The sequence below is a fragment of the Microbacterium sp. LWH10-1.2 genome (assembly GCF_038397765.1).
GTDB classification, from domain to species: domain Bacteria; phylum Actinomycetota; class Actinomycetes; order Actinomycetales; family Microbacteriaceae; genus Microbacterium; species Microbacterium natoriense.
On sequence record NZ_CP151638.1, the window covers coordinates 4075584 to 4091414 of the forward strand.

At 69.7% G+C, this 15831-nt stretch carries 14 protein-coding genes; 8 read left to right on the top strand and 6 right to left on the bottom strand.

The features are described from left to right. Positions 1 to 154: 154 nt before the first annotated feature. Complete coding sequence (locus MRBLWH10_RS19080) at positions 155 to 1213, bottom strand: PLP-dependent cysteine synthase family protein (RefSeq protein WP_105674199.1); 1059 nt, start codon at positions 1211 to 1213, stop codon at positions 155 to 157. 31 nt (positions 1214 to 1244) lie between these two features. Next, positions 1245 to 1922 (bottom strand): FadR/GntR family transcriptional regulator, encoded by a 678-nt coding sequence (locus tag MRBLWH10_RS19085; protein ID WP_105674197.1) that lies wholly within the window; start codon positions 1920 to 1922, stop codon positions 1245 to 1247. Positions 1923 to 1969: 47 nt separating this feature from the next. Between MRBLWH10_RS19085 and MRBLWH10_RS19090 the strand changes: the two genes are divergently transcribed. After that, complete coding sequence (locus MRBLWH10_RS19090) at positions 1970 to 2830, top strand: amidohydrolase family protein (protein WP_341941149.1); 861 nt, start codon at positions 1970 to 1972, stop codon at positions 2828 to 2830. 98 nt (positions 2831 to 2928) lie between these two features. Here MRBLWH10_RS19090 and MRBLWH10_RS19095 read toward each other — a convergent pair whose 3' ends face one another. Next, entirely contained in the window at positions 2929 to 5541 is a 2613-nt protein-coding gene (locus tag MRBLWH10_RS19095; protein ID WP_341941150.1) for a hypothetical protein, read from the bottom strand. Between the two features lie 141 nt (positions 5542 to 5682). Here MRBLWH10_RS19095 and MRBLWH10_RS19100 point away from each other — a divergent pair, with 141 nt between their 5' ends. The 5 genes from MRBLWH10_RS19100 to MRBLWH10_RS19120 are packed head-to-tail and all read left to right on the top strand — an operon-like array spanning position 5683 to position 11397. Then, positions 5683 to 6720, top strand: a complete 1038-nt coding sequence (locus tag MRBLWH10_RS19100) for a LacI family DNA-binding transcriptional regulator (RefSeq protein ID WP_105674193.1) — start codon at positions 5683 to 5685, stop codon at positions 6718 to 6720. Further along, positions 6717 to 8315: an FAD-dependent oxidoreductase gene (locus MRBLWH10_RS19105; protein WP_341941151.1), complete on the top strand. Its 1599-nt coding sequence runs from the start codon at positions 6717 to 6719 to the stop codon at positions 8313 to 8315. Before MRBLWH10_RS19100 ends, MRBLWH10_RS19105 begins: the two co-directional genes overlap by 4 nt. Positions 8316 to 8328: 13 nt before the next feature. Further along, positions 8329 to 9603, top strand: a complete 1275-nt coding sequence (locus tag MRBLWH10_RS19110; protein WP_105674191.1) for a sugar ABC transporter substrate-binding protein — start codon at positions 8329 to 8331, stop codon at positions 9601 to 9603. Further along, on the top strand, positions 9600 to 10547 hold the full coding sequence (locus MRBLWH10_RS19115) for a sugar ABC transporter permease (protein WP_105674189.1): 948 nt from the start codon (positions 9600 to 9602) through the stop codon (positions 10545 to 10547). The genes MRBLWH10_RS19110 and MRBLWH10_RS19115 overlap by 4 nt, the downstream gene beginning before the upstream one ends. Then, positions 10537 to 11397 carry a carbohydrate ABC transporter permease gene (locus MRBLWH10_RS19120; RefSeq protein WP_105674187.1) on the top strand — a complete coding sequence of 287 codons (861 nt, stop codon included), beginning with the start codon at positions 10537 to 10539 and terminating at the stop codon, positions 11395 to 11397. The genes MRBLWH10_RS19115 and MRBLWH10_RS19120 overlap by 11 nt, the downstream gene beginning before the upstream one ends. A 93-nt stretch (positions 11398 to 11490) precedes the next feature. Here the strand turns inward: MRBLWH10_RS19120 and MRBLWH10_RS19125 are convergent, their stop codons facing one another. From MRBLWH10_RS19125 to MRBLWH10_RS19135, 3 genes are all read right to left on the bottom strand, one after another. Next, positions 11491 to 12396, bottom strand: a complete 906-nt coding sequence (locus MRBLWH10_RS19125) for a hypothetical protein (RefSeq protein WP_341941152.1) — start codon at positions 12394 to 12396, stop codon at positions 11491 to 11493. A gap of 207 nt (positions 12397 to 12603) precedes the next feature. Beyond that, positions 12604 to 13350, bottom strand: coding sequence for an SDR family oxidoreductase (locus tag MRBLWH10_RS19130; protein ID WP_223585772.1), 747 nt, complete (start codon positions 13348 to 13350; stop codon positions 12604 to 12606). A 53-nt stretch (positions 13351 to 13403) separates the two neighbouring features. Continuing rightward, entirely contained in the window at positions 13404 to 14264 is an 861-nt protein-coding gene (locus tag MRBLWH10_RS19135; protein WP_223585773.1) for a fumarylacetoacetate hydrolase family protein, read from the bottom strand. Between the two features lie 131 nt (positions 14265 to 14395). On the opposite strand from MRBLWH10_RS19135, the gene MRBLWH10_RS19140 reads away from it, so the two are divergent. Both MRBLWH10_RS19140 and MRBLWH10_RS19145 read left to right on the top strand, forming a co-directional pair. Next, positions 14396 to 15694, top strand: a complete 1299-nt coding sequence (locus tag MRBLWH10_RS19140; RefSeq protein WP_105677109.1) for an L-fuconate dehydratase — start codon at positions 14396 to 14398, stop codon at positions 15692 to 15694. Further along, positions 15678 to 15831 (top strand): aldo/keto reductase (locus MRBLWH10_RS19145; protein WP_341942612.1); only part of this gene is annotated, 154 nt, incomplete at its 3' end. The genes MRBLWH10_RS19140 and MRBLWH10_RS19145, both read left to right, overlap by 17 nt.

The window sequence follows — 15831 nt, forward strand, 5'->3', positions numbered from 1 at the left end:
CCGGATGCTGTCCGGCCTCTGAGCCCGCGGATCGCCGGAGTTCTGACGCAGGCGCGGTGCACAACTCCTCACAAACCACCCGGATCCCCGCCCAGAACGGCCGAATCGGGCACACGGCGCCGATTCGTGAGGAGTTGTGAACGTGCGACGGCGGTCACTCCACCCAGTCGCCGGTCTCCAGGAACCGTTCGAGCCGCGCGCGGTGCGGGGCGAGGTCCCACCCCTGCTCCGCCACCCAGGCGTCGGAGTAGTACGTGCCGGCATAGCGGATGCCGCTGTCGCAGATGAGCGTCACGACGCTGCCGGTCTCGCCCGCCGCCCGCATGCGGGCGATGAGCTGGAAGGCGCCGTAGAGGTTCGTGCCGGTCGATCCGCCGGCCCAGTGCAGTGTGCGCTCCTTCAGGAGGCGGATGGCCGCGACGGACCCGGCATCCGGGATCCGCAGCATCTCGTCGATGACGCTCGGCACGAACGACGGTTCGACCCGCGGGCGTCCGATGCCCTCGATGCGGCTCGGCCGTCCGGCCGGTGCATCCGGGGTTCCGGCCCAGCCGTCGTAGAACGCGGACCCCTCCGGGTCGACGACCGCGATCCGGGTCTCGTGCCTGCGGTACTTCACGTAGCGGCCGAACGTCGCGCTGGTGCCGCCCGTGCCGGCTCCCACGACGATCCAGTGGGGGATCGGATGCCGTTCCTGCGACAGCTGGCTGAACACGCTCTCGGCGATGTTGTTGTTGCCGCGCCAGTCGGTCGCGCGCTCGGCGAACGTGAACTGGTCGAGGTAGTGGCCGTGGCAGTCGGAGGCCAGGCGCTGCGCCTCGGGGGAGATGTCCTCCGCGCGGTCGACGAAGTGGCAGCGTCCGCCGTAGAACTCGATGAGGTCGATCTTCTCCTGGCTCGTCGAGCGCGGCACGACCGTGATGAACGTCAGCCCCAGCATCCGGGCGAAGTACGCCTCAGAGACGGCGGTCGAACCGCTGGAGGACTCGACGAGCACGGTGTTCTCGTGGATGCGGCCGTTGACCAGTCCGTAGAGGATCAGCGAGCGCGCGAGGCGGTGCTTGAGCGAGCCGGTCGGGTGCACCGACTCGTCTTTCAGGTACAGGTCGATGCCCCACTCAGCGGGCAGCGGGAACAGGTGCAGGTGCGTGTCGGCGCTGCGGTTGGCGTCGGCTTCCAGCAGGGCGATCGCGGTGCTGGTCCAGTCGCTCATGCTTCGAGGGTACCGGGCGGCGTCCGCGGCGTCAGGCGGATGCCGCCTGGCGCAGCCACCGCTCGACGCCGGCGATGTGCGCCGTGGTCAGCGAGGTGGCGAGCGACGGGTCGCGCTGGGCGATGGCGTCGGCGATCGCGCGGTGCTCGGACAGGGTCCGCTCCACGGCGCCGCCCTCGGTGAGCCCGCGCCACACCCGCGCGCGCACGGTCTGGCTGCTGAGGTGCTCGATGAGGCTGGCGAGGTAGGCGTTGCCGGCCATCTGGACGATGTCGCGGTGGAAGCGGATGTCGTGCTCGACGAGCTCCTCGATGCTCACCGAGGCGTCGACGCCGTCGACCTCGCTGATGAGCGCGGCGATCTCCTCGTCGGTGCCGAGGGTCGCGGCGAGACCGGTCGCCTGCGACTCCAGCATCCGCCTGACGGCGAAGATCTCGAGCATCGAGTCGTCGTCGTGCATGTCGACGACGAACGAGATGGCCTCCATCAGCAGGTGCGGTTCGAGGCTCGTCACGTAGGTGCCGTCGCCGCGACGCACGTCGAGCACACGGATGACCTCCAGTGCCTTGACCGCTTCGCGCATGGAGTTGCGGGAGAGTCCCAGCCGTTCGGAGAGCTCCTTCTCGGGAGGGAGCCGGTCGCCGGGGGCGAGCTCGCCCGACACGATCATCGCCTTGATCTTCTCGATCGCCTCGTCTGTCACTGCCATGGCGTCATCCTTGCACATTGATCGGATGTCTGGGGCAGGATGGTGGTATGCGCGTCGTGGACAGTCATCTGCACCTGTGGGATCCGTGGGAACTCGACTACGAGTGGCTCGACGGCGCCCTGCACGGCCGCTTCGCCGAGGAGGAGATCTTCGAGGAGCAGCTGCCCGGCGTCTCCGAGGAGGTGTCGATCTTCGTGCAGGCGGAGACCGTCGAGCGGCGCTTCCTCGACGAGGTGGCGTGGGTCGACCGGATCGCGGACGCCGCGGGAGTCGTCGCGATCGTCGCCGGCGCGCGGCTCGACCGCGGAGCGGCGACCACGGCGCACCTCGAGAGCCTGGCCGCGCACGAGCGGGTCGTCGGCGTGCGCCATCTCCTGCAGGGGGAGCGCACCGGCCTCGCGGCCTCGCCCGACTTCGTGGCGGGCGCGCGCGAGGTCGCCGAGCGCGGCTGGACCTTCGACGCCTGCGTGCGACCCCACCAGCTCTCCGACGTGGCCGCGCTCGCCGCGGCCGTCCCCGAGCTGTTCCTCGCGCTCGACCACCTGGGCAAGCCCGCGATCGGCACGGCGGAGTCGCCGCTGCGCCCCTCGGCCGAGTGGCTGCGCGATCTGCACGCACTCGGACGGCAGCCCCGCGCTCACGTCAAGCTCTCGGGCCTCCCCGCCGAGACCGGCGGGGACTGGACGGATGCGCAGGTCATCCCGTTCCTCGACGCCGCGCTCGAGGCGTTCGGAGCGGAGCGGCTCCTGTGGGGCAGCGACTGGCCGGTGTCGTCGGTCGACACGGCCTACCGGCCCGGTTCCCGCGCTCGCTGGTTCCACACGGTCGCCGACTGGGCGACGTCACGCGGCATCTCGTCGGACGCGCTGTTCTGGTCGACGCCTCTCGCCTTCTACGGCATCCGCTGATCGCCGTCTGAGGCGCTCCCGTCGCAGAAGATCCCGGTATCCAGGGCGGATACCGGGATCTTTCGCGACGGGAACACCCGAGCCGGGCGGGGCGGAGGTCAGCCGATCGGGCGCGCGTCGAAGGCCGGGTACGCGATGGTCCTGGTCTGCGGTGCGCCCGACCCGCGCACGTGGGTCCTCACGGTGGCGGTTCCGGATGCCAGGGCGAGGCCCTCTGCACGGAAGGTCAGCGTGCCGGTGTCTCCCGCGGCCAGCTTCGCGATCCGCTCCGCGCCCAGCGGGGTGGTGACTCGCACGTCGGTCTCGCGTCGGCCGTCGCCCTGCACGTTCACCACGAGCGCTGCTCCCTCGCCTTCGCGTCGGGCCTGGACGGTCACGCCGTCCGATGTCTGAGCAGGGCCCGCATCGGGCCCGTCGAGGAGCAGGCCCCGGTAGATCCGAGGAGCGCCGTCGAGCGTGAGCTGCACCTGCCCGCCGGTCGAGGGGATATGCGCGGTGCGTCCGAAGGAATCGGTCTCCGTGACCGCGGCGGTCGCCGGGAGGGACACCGACGTCTTCGTCGCCCACGGATCCTGCCAGATCTCGGGCTCAGGGAAGCGCCAGTCGACACGGGCGCCCTCGGTGTTCAAGACGTACCCGTCGGCACGGTTCCACAGCACGGCGAGCGGTCCGTCCGGAGTGGAGAACAGGAGTCCGTGGGTGGTGCCGTCGGCCAGATGCACCCAGCGCACGAACTCCGCCTCGTCCAGTGCGCGGGCCGCCGTCGCATAGGCGAGCAGAGACGGCTTGGGGCCGAGGTCGCGGTTCACGAGGCCGAAGTGGTACTCGGTGTCCTCCGGATCGGCCCCCATCGGACTGATCGTGTACGAGTCGAAGAACTGATACCAGCACACCGCGCGAACCCCCTCTGCCTTCGCGAGCGCCAGTGACAGCAGCACGTTCTCCGCCGCGTGCCGGTACGTGTCGTTCCACCATGCGTTCGGCCGCGTGCACGCGTAGGCCTCGGTGAGCCAGATCTCCTTCTCCCCGTACTCCGCCATCAGCGCCTTGAGCTGGCGCAGCCCGCCCAGGAAGTTCCAGTAGGTCCCCGTCGCCCCAGGACTCCACTCACCTCCGTCGCCGGTGGGGATGAAGTCCGGCGTGAAGTTCCCCCGCCCGGGGTGGAACGCGATCCCGTCGACGAGGTCCCACCCGCCCGCGGCGTGGAAAGCCTCGAGCCACGGGCGGTCCATGCCGGCGAGGCCGTTGTTCATGAGCTGGAACGTCCCGCCCTGCGCTGCGCGGGCCGCGTGCACTGGCTTGAGCACCCGCTCCACGTACCCGGGCGCGGCATCGCCGGTGTTGAAGGGCCGGTTGAGCTCGTTGCCGATCTCGAACCAGGACGCGCCCGCCGCGGTCGCCGTGGTGCAGCTCGACGATGCCCATGAGACCAGGGCCGCATCGGATGCCGTGAGGTCGGGCTGCAGTTCGAGGTTGTGGTCCATGCCCCTGGCGTCGTATGCCGAGGGCGGCAGTCCCGGACCGCCGTCGTAGGCGATGCGCACCCACTGGATGCCGATCTTCTGCCAGAGGTCGAGCGTCGCCTGCTCTCCGGCGTTCAGCAGCCAGGGGTAGTTGGCGATGCCGAACATGCTCGCCGACCCGGCCGTGTACGAGAACGGAGCGAGCGCGGCGAGCGTGGTCCTGGCGAATGCGGTGTCGCCCGAAGGGGAGTCGACCGCTGCCTCGAGCAGGACCATGCCCTGGGCGTCCAGCGGAACCGTGATCGTCGCGTCGGCGGTGGACAGCGCGGCGACGGTGAGGTCCGTCGTGCCGGACGACACGGTCGTCCCCTGGTCGGTCCGCGCCCACCAGGACAGCGTGACGACGTCAGCCGTCTCCGTGGCGTTCGTGACGGTCACGTTCACCGCGGCGTCCCCTGCGGCATCCCAGATGTTGTACGGACGCGCGGTGGAGAGCTCCACGGCGATGCCGTCGCCTCGCCCGATCGCGGCCCCCGAAGCGGGGCGCGCCTCGGTCAGGATCAGGCTCGCCCTGGTCACCGCGGTCGTCGCGTCGATCTGAGTGCCGGGGGCGTGCACCCAGGTCGACGTGGTCCAGGCCTTGCGCGAGGAGTCCAGCAGGAGGAGACCGTGCCCCGATGCCCAGGACGACCGGTACACGACACCGGTCGGCTCCTCGTAGGGGATGCCTCCGGCGGGGTCGCGCCTCCACTCCGAGGTGGGGATGTACTCGTCAGGGCCCGTCGGCGCGTTGACGGCGCGGCTGAACATGAATCCGGCCGGGTTGAGGGTCGTGGTGCCCGAGACGGTCCACTCGAGGTGGACCTGGGCGGTCTGCACCGTGATGAGAGCGGAGACGACCGCGCCCCCCGCACTCGCCGGCATCGTGTAGTCCATGCGGATCGCCGACTGGCCGTTCGAGGTGATGAGCGTCGGGGTCCCGCCGGTGGAGGTCTGGATGCCGTGGACGGTGTCCTTCGTCTGGAATCGGGAACCCGCCATGAGGAGGGCGCCGTTCGCAGCGTGCACCGCGATGCGGCCGCCCACCGATGCGACCACGCGGATGCCGTCGGCGGTGAGCGTCACGTCACCGGCGGCGGCCGTGGCGGAGACGGTGCTCGGCGGGAGCACGACGAGCGCGCCAGCGAGGAGTCCGGCGCCGAGGAAGTGGCGGCGGGACATGGTGAGGTGCAGAGGATCAGGGGACATCATCGTCCTTCCGTGATGATAGGGATTATCAGAGCACTATGCACCGGACGTCACTTCCTGCACAAGAGCTTGACAAGCATTCGCCGGGTTCTGTTATCGTCGTGTCAGGATTCTGATAATCCGAACTATCAGGAGAGGTCGATGACGACGAACAAGAACGGGCGAGTCACGCAGCGAGAGATCGCGAAGATCGCCGGAGTGAGCCAGGCGACCGTGTCGATGGTGCTCAACGACAAGGACTACTCCAACGTCCGCATCCCCGCGGCGACGAGGGAGCGCGTGATGCGGGCGATCGAGCAGACCACGTACGTGGCGGACCCCGCCGCGCGCCGGCTGGCAGGCCTCGACAACAAGATCCTCGGGATCTTCACCTACGAACCCGCGCTGTCGGCGGAGAGCATGGACTTCTACGGTCCCCTGCTCAACGGCATCGAGCGGGCGGCCGAACGACTGAGCTGCGACCTGCTCTTCTTCACCGCCTCTCCGCTCGTCGACGGCTCGCGCAGCCTCTTCCACAAGAACACCCGGTTCCGCCTCGCCGACGGCTGCCTGCTGCTCGGACAGCAGATGAACAGCGCAGAACTGGCCCGTCTCGTCGCCGAGGACTTCCCGTTCGTCGCCATCGGGCGCAGGGACGAGCCCGACGTTCCCTACGTGGGAATCGACTACCTCTCCCTCACCGGCGGGATCATCCGCCGACTCGACGAGCGCGGCCATGAGCGCGCCGTCTACCTCCACCGAGGAACCATCGCGCCGGCGGCCGCAGACCGTCGATCGGGGATCGCCCAGGCCGCATCGGGGCTCCGCATCGCGGTCACCTCCGTCGATGTCAGCGGGCTCGACCGCCAGACGATCGCCCGCCGGGTCATCGAGGCCGACGTCACCGCGGTGATCGCGGAGGACGCGTTCCTCGCCGAGGCGGCCGCGGACGCGCTCCGAGAAGCCGCACCGGATGCCGCGCACAGCTACGTGGCGCTCGCCGACGTCGCCGGGCACTCGATCGACGGCGCCGCGCTCAGCGGATTCGATCTGCGCCGCGAAGCCGTCGCCTCGCGGGCGCTCTCCCTGCTGCAGGACATCGTGCTCGCCGAACCGGACGAGCAGGCCGACCTTCAGAAGCAGGTGCTCCTCGCGGGCGAGCTCGTCGACGGGGCGACGCTCCGAGAGGTGCGCCGGTGACCCGTCTGGACACCGACGTCCTCATCGTCGGAGGAGGGCTCGGCGGCGTGGCCGCGGCGCTCGCCTCGCTGCGCCGGGGCCAGCGCGTCGTGCTCACCGAGCAGTACGCCTGGCTCGGGGGCCAGCTCACCTCGCAGATCGTCCCTCCCGACGAGTCCTACTGGGTCGAGCAGTTCGGGATCACCGCCTCATATCGCGCGCTGCGCGACGGCATCCGCGACCACTACCGCCGGCACTACCCGCTCACCGAGACGGCACGGGCCGCACGCGATCTCAACCCCGGTCTGGGCAGGGTCAGCCGGCTCTGCCACGAACCGAGGGTCGCCCTCGCCGTCATCGAATCGATGCTGGCGCCGTACCGCGCCAGCGGGAGACTCACGGTGCTGCAGCCCGCCATCCCGGTCGCGGCGTCGGTCGACGGAGCCGTCGTCACGTCGGTGACCGTCGACCACGCCGGTGCGCGGCACGAGATCGCGGCATCCTACGTCCTCGACGCCACCGAGACCGGTGACCTCCTCCCGCTCACGGGCGCCGAGTACGTGGTCGGCGCAGAGGCGCGTGCCGACACGGGTGAGCCGAGCGCTGCAGAGACCGCAGACCCCCGGAACGTGCAGGCCATCACCTGGTGCTTCGCCTTCGATCACGAGGAGGGCGCAGACCACACCATCGCCCGACCGGGCGGGTACGAGCGCTTCCGGCGGATGCAGCCGGACTTCTGGGGTGCACCGCTGCTGTCCTTCACCGCGCCGGATCCGCGCACCCTCGAACCGATCACCCGGACAATGCGCGTGAACCCGCCGCTCGACGAGCGGACGGCAGTGGATCAGCGCACGGATGCCGGAGACCGCGACCTCTGGGAGTTCCGTCGCATCCTCGCCAGGGAGAACTTCACCGACGGCTTCCTCGACAGCGATGTCGTCGTCGCGAACTGGCCGATGCTCGACTATCTCGACGGCTCCGTCATCGACGACCCGCAGGCGGAGATCCACCGGGAAGGCGCCAAGGAGCTCGCCCGCTCCTACGTCTACTGGCTCCAGACGGAGGCCCCGCGCCCCGACGGAGGCACAGGGTTCCCCGGCCTCCGGCTGCGCCCCGACGTCGCCGGAACCGACGACGGCTTCGCGCAGGCGCCGTACATCCGCGAGTCCCGGCGCATCGTCGCGAAGAGGACGATCGTCGAGCAGGACATCTCCGTGCAACTGCGCGGACACGGCGGCCCCGCCCGATTCGACGACACCGTCGGCGTCGGCATGTACCGCATCGACATCCACCCCTCCACCGGAGGGGACAACTACATCGACGTCGAGTGCGCGCCCTTCGAGATCCCCCTCGGCGCGCTGATACCCGTGCGGATGCGCAACCTGCTCCCCGCTGCGAAGAACATCGGCACCACCCACATCACGAACGGCGCCTACCGGCTGCATCCCGTGGAGTGGAACATCGGCGAATCCGCCGGCGAGCTCGCGGCGTTCTGCGCCGAGCGCGGACTCGCCCCGAGCGACGTCGCCGGCGACGGTCAGCTCGTCGCAGAGCTCCAGTCCCGCCTCGTCGAGGCGGGCATCGAGATCCACTGGCCCGAGATCATCGGCTACTAGAGAAGAGAAGAGCATGACATCAGCAAAGAAGCTGGGTGCGGCCGCTGCGGTGGCCGCGCTGGGCCTGACTCTGGCGGGGTGCGGAGCATCCGCTCCCGAACCCGTCGAGACCACCGCGGCTCCGGGCAGCGTGGACCTGCGCATGTCGGTGTGGACGTCGAACGAGGACCAGCTCGCGCTGTTCGACGAGATCGCCGACGCCTACAAGGCCGATCACCCGGAGATCGGGACGATCACCTACGAGTCCCTGCCGTTCGCGGACTACAACACCACGCTCACGACCCAGATCGCGGGCGGCAACGCACCTGACCTGGCGTGGATGGGCGACCTGTCGCGCGACCTGATCGACGCCGACGCGCTCGTGCCCCTCACCGACGTCCTGAAAGGCACGAAGGGGTGGGGATACGACGATCTCCTGGACAGCGTGACGGCGGAGTTCAGCGCTGACGGCGAGCTCTATGCCTACCCGTTCTCGAACTCCCCGTTCGCTCTCTATGTCAACAAGGACCTCCTGGCTCAGGCCGGAGTCACCCTCGACGCCGACCCCACCTGGGCGGACGTCAGCGAACTCGGCGCCGCCGTGCACAAGGCCACGGGCAGAGCCGGCTTCGTGATCCGCGACTTCGACTACGCCAACTGGGGGCAGCTCGCCACGGTGTGGACCGGGTGGGGAGCGAGCGCGTGGAGCGAAGACGGCGCCACCTGCACGTTCGACAGCCCGGAGATGGTGGAGGCGTTCACCTTCCTGCACGACGCCGCCTTCGTCGACCAGTCGATGCCGGGCCCCGGCACCACCGCGGACTTCTTCGCCGGTGATGCGGCGTTCACCGTCGCCCAGGTCTCCCGCGCGGCTCTGCTCGACGACTCGTTCGCCTACGACGTGATTCCCCTGCCGAACGGGCCCGAGGGGGACTACTCGGTGATCGGCCAGGCCGGTGTGGGCGTGCTCTCCTCGAGCGCGCACGTGCAGGAGGCGACGGACTTCCTCGCCTTCCTCACCGACCCCGAGAACGCCGAGAAGCTCGCCCAGTACTTCCCGCCGCCCCGCGAGTCCCTCCTCACGGGCGAGAAGCTCGCCGCGAACAACCCGAAGCTCGCCGCCGAGCAGCTGCAGACCGTGGTGGTCGATCAGCTGCCCGACGCGGTGACGCTGCCGAACCACACCGGTCCCGCCGAGATCAAAGCGGCAGGCAAGACCGCGCTCGACGCGATGTGGACAGCCGACGCGGATGTGAAGGCCGTGCTCGGCGCGACCTGCGACGCACTCGCGCCGCTGCTGTCGAAGTGACCGCTGCCGACACCGTGGCCGGGTCCCGGGGAGCGCACGCGCCCCGGGACCTGCACCGCCCGTTCTGGACGACGAGGCGCCGCGACCAGCTCACGGGCTACCTCTTCATCGCGCCTCAGCTGGCCGGGGTCGTGCTCTTCGTGCTCGTGCCCGTCGGCCTCGGCATCTGGTACAGCCTGAACGAGTGGAACATCTTCCGCGGCGAGCTCACCTTCGTCGGCGGGGACAACTATGCGGCACTGTTGAGCGACCCGCAGCTGCCGGCCGTGCTCGGCGCGACCGCGATCTTCTCGATCGGCATCGTCGTGTTGAACATCGCGCTCGGGCTCGGTCTCGCCGTCCTGTTGAACAGGCGCTTCCGCGGGGTCACCTTCTTCCGCACGATCTTCTTCTCGCCCGTCGTGGTGTCGGTGGTCGCGTGGACCCTGGTCTGGGGCTTCCTGCTGCAGGACAACGGCGGTATCAACGGGCTGCTGGCCGTCTTCGGCATCGACGGTCCCAACTGGCTGCTGTCGGGAGACACGGCGATGATCTCGGTGATCGTCACGCAGGTCATCCGCAGCGTCGGCGTCAACATGGTGCTCTTCCTCGCCGCGCTCCAGGGGGTGCCGTCCGAGCTGTACGAAGCGGCCCGCATCGACGGCGCAGGGCCGGGGCGTATCTTCTTCCGGATCACCCTGCCCCTGATCTCGCCGACCCTCATGCTCACGGCGGTGATCACGATCGTCGGCGCCCTGCAGGCGTTCGCCAACGTCGCGGTGCTCACCGGGGGAGGCCCGGGGCTGTCGACGACCGTGCTCGTCTACTACGTGTTCCAGCAGGCCTTCGAGTTCAACGACATCGGCTACGGGTCGACGCTCGCGCTCATGCTGCTGACGTTCGTGATGCTGCTGACGCTTCTGCAGTGGCAGCTGCGGAGGAAGTGGGTGTTCTATGAAGACTGAGGCCCGAACCCGCAGCGAGGGCCGCGGCATCCGTCAGGTGATCCTGTTCGCGGCGCTGATCGTCCTCGCCATCCCCTTCGCGATCCCGACGATCTGGATGATCACGTCGTCGTTCAAGCCCCTGGCGGAGATCTTCCGTTCTCCGCCCTCGCTCTTCGCGGAGAATCCGACCTTCGCCGCCTACGCCGAGGCGTTCACGTTCCAGCCCTTCGCGCGGCAGTACTTCAACAGCGTGTACATCGCCGTCGTCGTCACGGCGGTCGTCATGGTCGTGTCGAGCCTCGCCGGTTACGCCTTCGCGCGCATTCGCTTCCGAGGGGCGAACGCGCTGTTCCTCGTCGTGCTCGTCGGGCTCCTCGTGCCGGGGGAGGTGACGATCGTGCCGCTGTTCCAGATGTTCAAGAGCTGGGGGATGATCAACACCCACTGGCCCCTGATCCTGGTGACGGCGCTCGCGGCGCCGTGCGTGCTCGCGACCTTCATCATGCGGCAGTTCTTCCTGTCGCTGCCGGTCGAGCTCGAGGAGGCCGCGCGGATCGACGGACTGGGCAGGCCTGCGATCTGGTGGCGGATCTGCCTTCCGCTCTCCAAGCCCGCGCTCTCGGCCGTCGCCATCCTCACCTTCCTGGCGTCGTGGAACCTCTACCTGGAGCCGACCGTCTACCTGACCTCTCCCGAGCTGTTCACGCTCCCGCAGGCGTTGACGCGGTACACCGACGCCTACGGCGGGCAGATGTGGAACACGCAGCTCGCGGCGGCGACGATGACCGTGGTGCCGATGCTGATCGTGTTCGTCGTGGCGCAGCGTCAGTTCGTCGAGGGTCTCGCCCACTCGGGCCTCAAGGGCTGAGGCCAATCTGAGGCACTCCCGTCGCAGAAGATCCCGGTATCCAGGGCCGATACCGGGATCTTTCGCGACGGGAACACCCGAGCGGGGCGGGGGTCAGCTGCGAGCCCGCAGGGCGGCGCGCACTCGCGCGACGAGCTCGTCGGGAGTGCGGAAGAGGGCGGCGGTCACCTCGATCACGATCCACCCGGCAGCGCGCAGCGCCGCGATGCGCCCGACATCGGCGGCATAGCGATCACGGTGCAGCATCCCGTGATACTCGATCGCGACCTTGCGCTCGGGGTAGGCGAGATCGACGCAGGCGAGGAAACGGCCAGAGCCGTCGTACACGTCGTGGTTGAGCTCGGGCTCGGGGAGACCCGCGAGCACGAGGTGGCAGCGTACGGCGGATTCCCGATGCGACCAGGAATCCGTGCGAATCAACTCGATCGCCTGGCGGAGTCGACGGATGCCGACACGGCGGCCCGAGTCGACCGCGATGCGCAGCTCGTCCGGAGTCGCGGTCGACGGCATGCCTGCGTTCGGGCGGCCGGGGCCAGGGCGCCAGGCTCGGCAGAAGTGGTCTCCGAGTGCCACGAGATCGAGCAGCGCGAGTCCGCCGAGGCCGGCCCATGTGCTCGCGGCGGTCGTCGCGGGCATGCCGTCGATCACCGTGACGGCGGATGTGGCTGCCCGTGCGCGATGCGCCGCGACACCTCGGGTCCTGACCAGAGGCGCAGCGCCGAGGACGCTCACGTGCACGGGGATCTCCTCGCCCGTCGCGAGCCGCGGCCCGATGCGGGCAAGGGGGAGAGGGGCGCGCCAGAGTGCTGCCGCGGTCTCGTGAGAGAAGAACTGCCCAGGGCGAAGCCGCAGCACATACTCGCGTGCTCGGCGGCGGCGCTGCTCCGCCTGCGCCTCGAACGGATCGTCGGACTCCTCGCCATGCTCATGCAGGCGTCGTGCGCGCACCCCGTGGAACGGGGCGCGGAGGTCACTGCGCCCGAGACGCTCGCGGCTCACTCCTGCGGCGAGAGCCTCGGATACGGGGAAGACGTTCCCCAGTCTGTCCGGTAACCCCCGCGGTGCGCGTATCCGAGAACTGTCGCACGACCTGGGTCCGGGCATCCGCCGTTATCCACACCCGGCGCTCCCGCCGCAGACGATCCCGGTATCCAGGGCGGATACCGGGATCTTTCGCGACGGGAGCACCCGGGAGCGGGGCGGAGGTCAGCTGCCGGCGGGGCGGAGGCGCAGCTGCGCCATGCCGCCGTCGACCTCGATGAAGGTGCCGGTGGTCGAGCCCGCGGCGGGGGAGACGAGGTACGCGACGGCGGCGGCGACCTCGTCGGGGCTGACCAGACGCCCGTGCGGCTGTCGGGCCTCCAGGGCCGCGCGTTCGGCGGCGGGGTCGGATGCCGAGTCCAGCAGCCGCCCGACCCACGGGGTGTCGGCGGTACCGGGGTTGACGGCGTTCACACGGATGCCCTCGCGCAGGTGATCGGCCGCCATGGCGCGGGTGAGGGCCGAGACGGCGCCCTTCGATGCGCTGTAGAGGGCGCGCTGCGGGAGGCCGGTGGTGGAGGCGATGGATGCCGTGTTGCAGACCGCCGCGGCGGGCGACTGCCGCAGCCACGGCAGCGCCGCCGACGTCACCCTGGCGATGCCGGTGACGTTGATCGACAGCACGCGCGCCCACTCGTCGTCGTCGTTCGCGGTGATGTCGCCCTGTGCGCCGATGCCGGCGTTGTTCACGACGATGTCGATGCGGCCGAAGCGCTCGGCGACGGCGGCGACGGCGGCATCCACCGATGCGCGGTCGGACACGTCGGCCGTGAACGCGGCGAACGCGGCATCCGCCCCCGACGTGTCACGGTCGAGCACGGCGATGTGCGCGCCCTCGGCGTGCAGGCGGCGGGCGATGGCCGCGCCGATGCCCGACGCCCCGCCCGTGACGATCGCGACGAGTCCGCTCATGCCGGATCCATGCGTTTCGTCTCGCTCCGCTCGCTCAACGACCGTGTCGATGCTCACTTCTGTGCCTCCCATGCCACGAACTCCTGGCGCTGGTGCCCGAGTCCTTCGATCTCGATGTCCACGACGTCCCCGGCCCTCAGGTAGGGGAACTTCCCGCCGAACGCCACGCCCTGCGGGGTGCCGGTGAGGATGAGGTCGCCGGGCTCCAGGGTCACGTACTGCGACAGGTGGTGCACGATGACGCGCACGTCGAAGATCATGTCGTCGGTGTTCGAGTCCTGGCGCGGCTCGCCGTTGACCCAGCTGCGCAGGCGCAGGCGATCGACCTCGACCTCGTCGGGGGTGACCAGCCACGGACCCGTGGGGTTGAAGCCGGGGGCGATCTTGCCCTTCGACCACTGCCCGCCGGAGACCTCCATCTGGTACGCCCGCTCGGAGACGTCGTTGGCGGTGACGTAGCCGGCGATGTGTGCGTCGGCCTCCTCGGGGGAGTCGAGGTAGGACGCGCGGGCGCCGATCACGATGCCGAGCTCGACCTCCCAGTCGGTCTTCTCGCTGCCGCGGGGGATCGTCACCGCATCGTTCGGGCCGACCACGGTGTTGGGGGTCTTCAGGAACATGATCGGGATGGTCGGCGGCTCCGACCCGGACTCGCGTGCGTGCGCGGCGTAGTTCTGGCCGATGCAGATCACGGCGCTGGGGCGCGCGATCGGGGCGCCGATGCGCTGCTCCGCGGCGTCCGCCAGCTCGGGGAGCTCACCGGCGGCCAGGGCCGTCGCGACGCGGTCGCGGAAGTCGGAGGCGAGGAAATCCCCGTTCACATCGGATGTCACTGGGCGGAGGTCGAGGTAGCGGTCGCCGTCTACGAGGACGGGGATCTCTGCACCTGGGGCGCCAAGCCGCGCGAACTTCATGGTTCTCCTGAGTCGTCGGTGTTCGTCTGTCGCGGCCACCGGATGACCGCCTGTCTCGTTGACAGTATAGACATCGGATGTTTACACTCCAAGAGGTCGGTGCGAGAAGTCCGACCCGTGAGAGGAACCCCGTGAGCCGTATCGTCGCCCTCGACACCACCGACATCCGCTTCCCGACGTCCCTGAGCCTGGACGGCTCGGACGCGATGAACCCCGACCCCGACTACTCGGCCGCGTACGTGATCGTGCGGACGGATGCCGAGGACGGCATCGAGGGGCACGCCTTCGTCTTCACGATCGGCCGCGGCAACGACGTGCAGGTCGCGGCGATCGACGCACTGGCCGGACACCTCGTCGGCCGGGAGCTCGAGCCGCTGCTCGACGACATGGGCGGCACTTTCCGCGAGATCATCGGCGACTCGCAGCTGCGCTGGCTCGGCCCCGAGAAGGGCGTCATGCACATGGCCATCGGCGCGGTCGTCAACGCGCTGTGGGACATCAAGGCCAAGCGCGCGGGGCTCCCGCTGTGGCAGCTCCTCGCCCGGATGACGCCGGAGGAGCTCGTCGACCTGGTCGACTTCCGCTACCTCACGAACGCGCTGACCCGCGACGACGCTCTGGAGATCCTCCGCGCCGCCGAGCCCGGCCGCGCCGCGCGCGAGGCGGAGCTGCTCGCCACCGGCTACCCCGGATACACGACGAGCCCCGGCTGGCTCGGCTACTCCGACGAGAAGCTCGAACGGCTCGCTCGCGAGGCCATGGCCGACGGCTTCACGCAGATCAAGCTCAAGGTCGGCGCCGATCTCGACGACGACATCCGCCGCTTCCGCAAGGCCCGTGAGGTGTGCGGGCCGGACTTCCCGATCGCGATCGATGCGAACCAGCGCTGGGAGGTGTCGGAGGCGATCGAGTGGGTGAACGCGCTCGCCGAGTTCCGCCCCGCCTGGATCGAGGAGCCCACGAGCCCCGACGACATCCTCGGCCACGCGGAGATCGCCCGCGGGGTCGCGCCGATCCGTGTCGCGACCGGCGAGCACGCCCAGAACCGCATGATCTTCAAGCAGCTCCTGCAGGCGGAGGCGATCCAGGTCATGCAGATCGACGCCGTGCGCGTCGCCGGCGTGAACGAGAACATCGCGAACCTGCTGCTGGCGGCGAAGTTCGGCGTGCCGGTGTGCCCGCACGCCGGCGGCGTCGGTCTCTGCGAGGCCGTGCAGCACCTGTCGATGTTCGACTTCGTCGCCGTCACCGGCACGCGCGAGGGCCGCATGATCGAGTTCGTCGACCACCTGCACGAGCACTTCGTCACCCCGACCGACATCAGGGGCGGTTCGTACATGCCGCCGATCGCGCCGGGCACCGGCATGGAGATGAAGGCCGACAGCATCATCGACTACACCTGGAGGGGTGAGCATGTCGTCGTCGCCTGAGCAGACCCTGCCGACGCTCGGCTACGGTGCGGCCAACGTCGGCAACCTCTTCCGTCCGCTGACGGATGACGAGGCCTGGGCCGTGCTCGACGCGGCGTGGGATGCCGGCATCCGCCACTACGACACCGCCCCGCACT

Excerpts from the sequence above, each read along its gene's own strand:
- MRBLWH10_RS19080 (WP_105674199.1), bottom strand. The coding sequence starts at position 1,213 with ATGAGCGACTGGACCAGCACCGCGATCGCCCTGCTGGAAGCCGACGCC.
- MRBLWH10_RS19085 (WP_105674197.1), bottom strand. The coding sequence starts at position 1,922 with ATGGCAGTGACAGACGAGGCGATCGAGAAGATCAAGGCGATGATCGTG.
- MRBLWH10_RS19090 (WP_341941149.1), top strand. The coding sequence starts at position 1,970 with ATGCGCGTCGTGGACAGTCATCTGCACCTGTGGGATCCGTGGGAACTC.
- MRBLWH10_RS19095 (WP_341941150.1), bottom strand. The coding sequence starts at position 5,541 with ATGTCCCCTGATCCTCTGCACCTCACCATGTCCCGCCGCCACTTCCTC.
- MRBLWH10_RS19100 (WP_105674193.1), top strand. The coding sequence starts at position 5,683 with ATGACGACGAACAAGAACGGGCGAGTCACGCAGCGAGAGATCGCGAAG.
- MRBLWH10_RS19110 (WP_105674191.1), top strand. The coding sequence starts at position 8,329 with ATGACATCAGCAAAGAAGCTGGGTGCGGCCGCTGCGGTGGCCGCGCTG.
- MRBLWH10_RS19120 (WP_105674187.1), top strand. The coding sequence starts at position 10,537 with ATGAAGACTGAGGCCCGAACCCGCAGCGAGGGCCGCGGCATCCGTCAG.
- MRBLWH10_RS19130 (WP_223585772.1), bottom strand. The coding sequence starts at position 13,350 with ATGAGCGGACTCGTCGCGATCGTCACGGGCGGGGCGTCGGGCATCGGC.
- MRBLWH10_RS19135 (WP_223585773.1), bottom strand. The coding sequence starts at position 14,264 with ATGAAGTTCGCGCGGCTTGGCGCCCCAGGTGCAGAGATCCCCGTCCTC.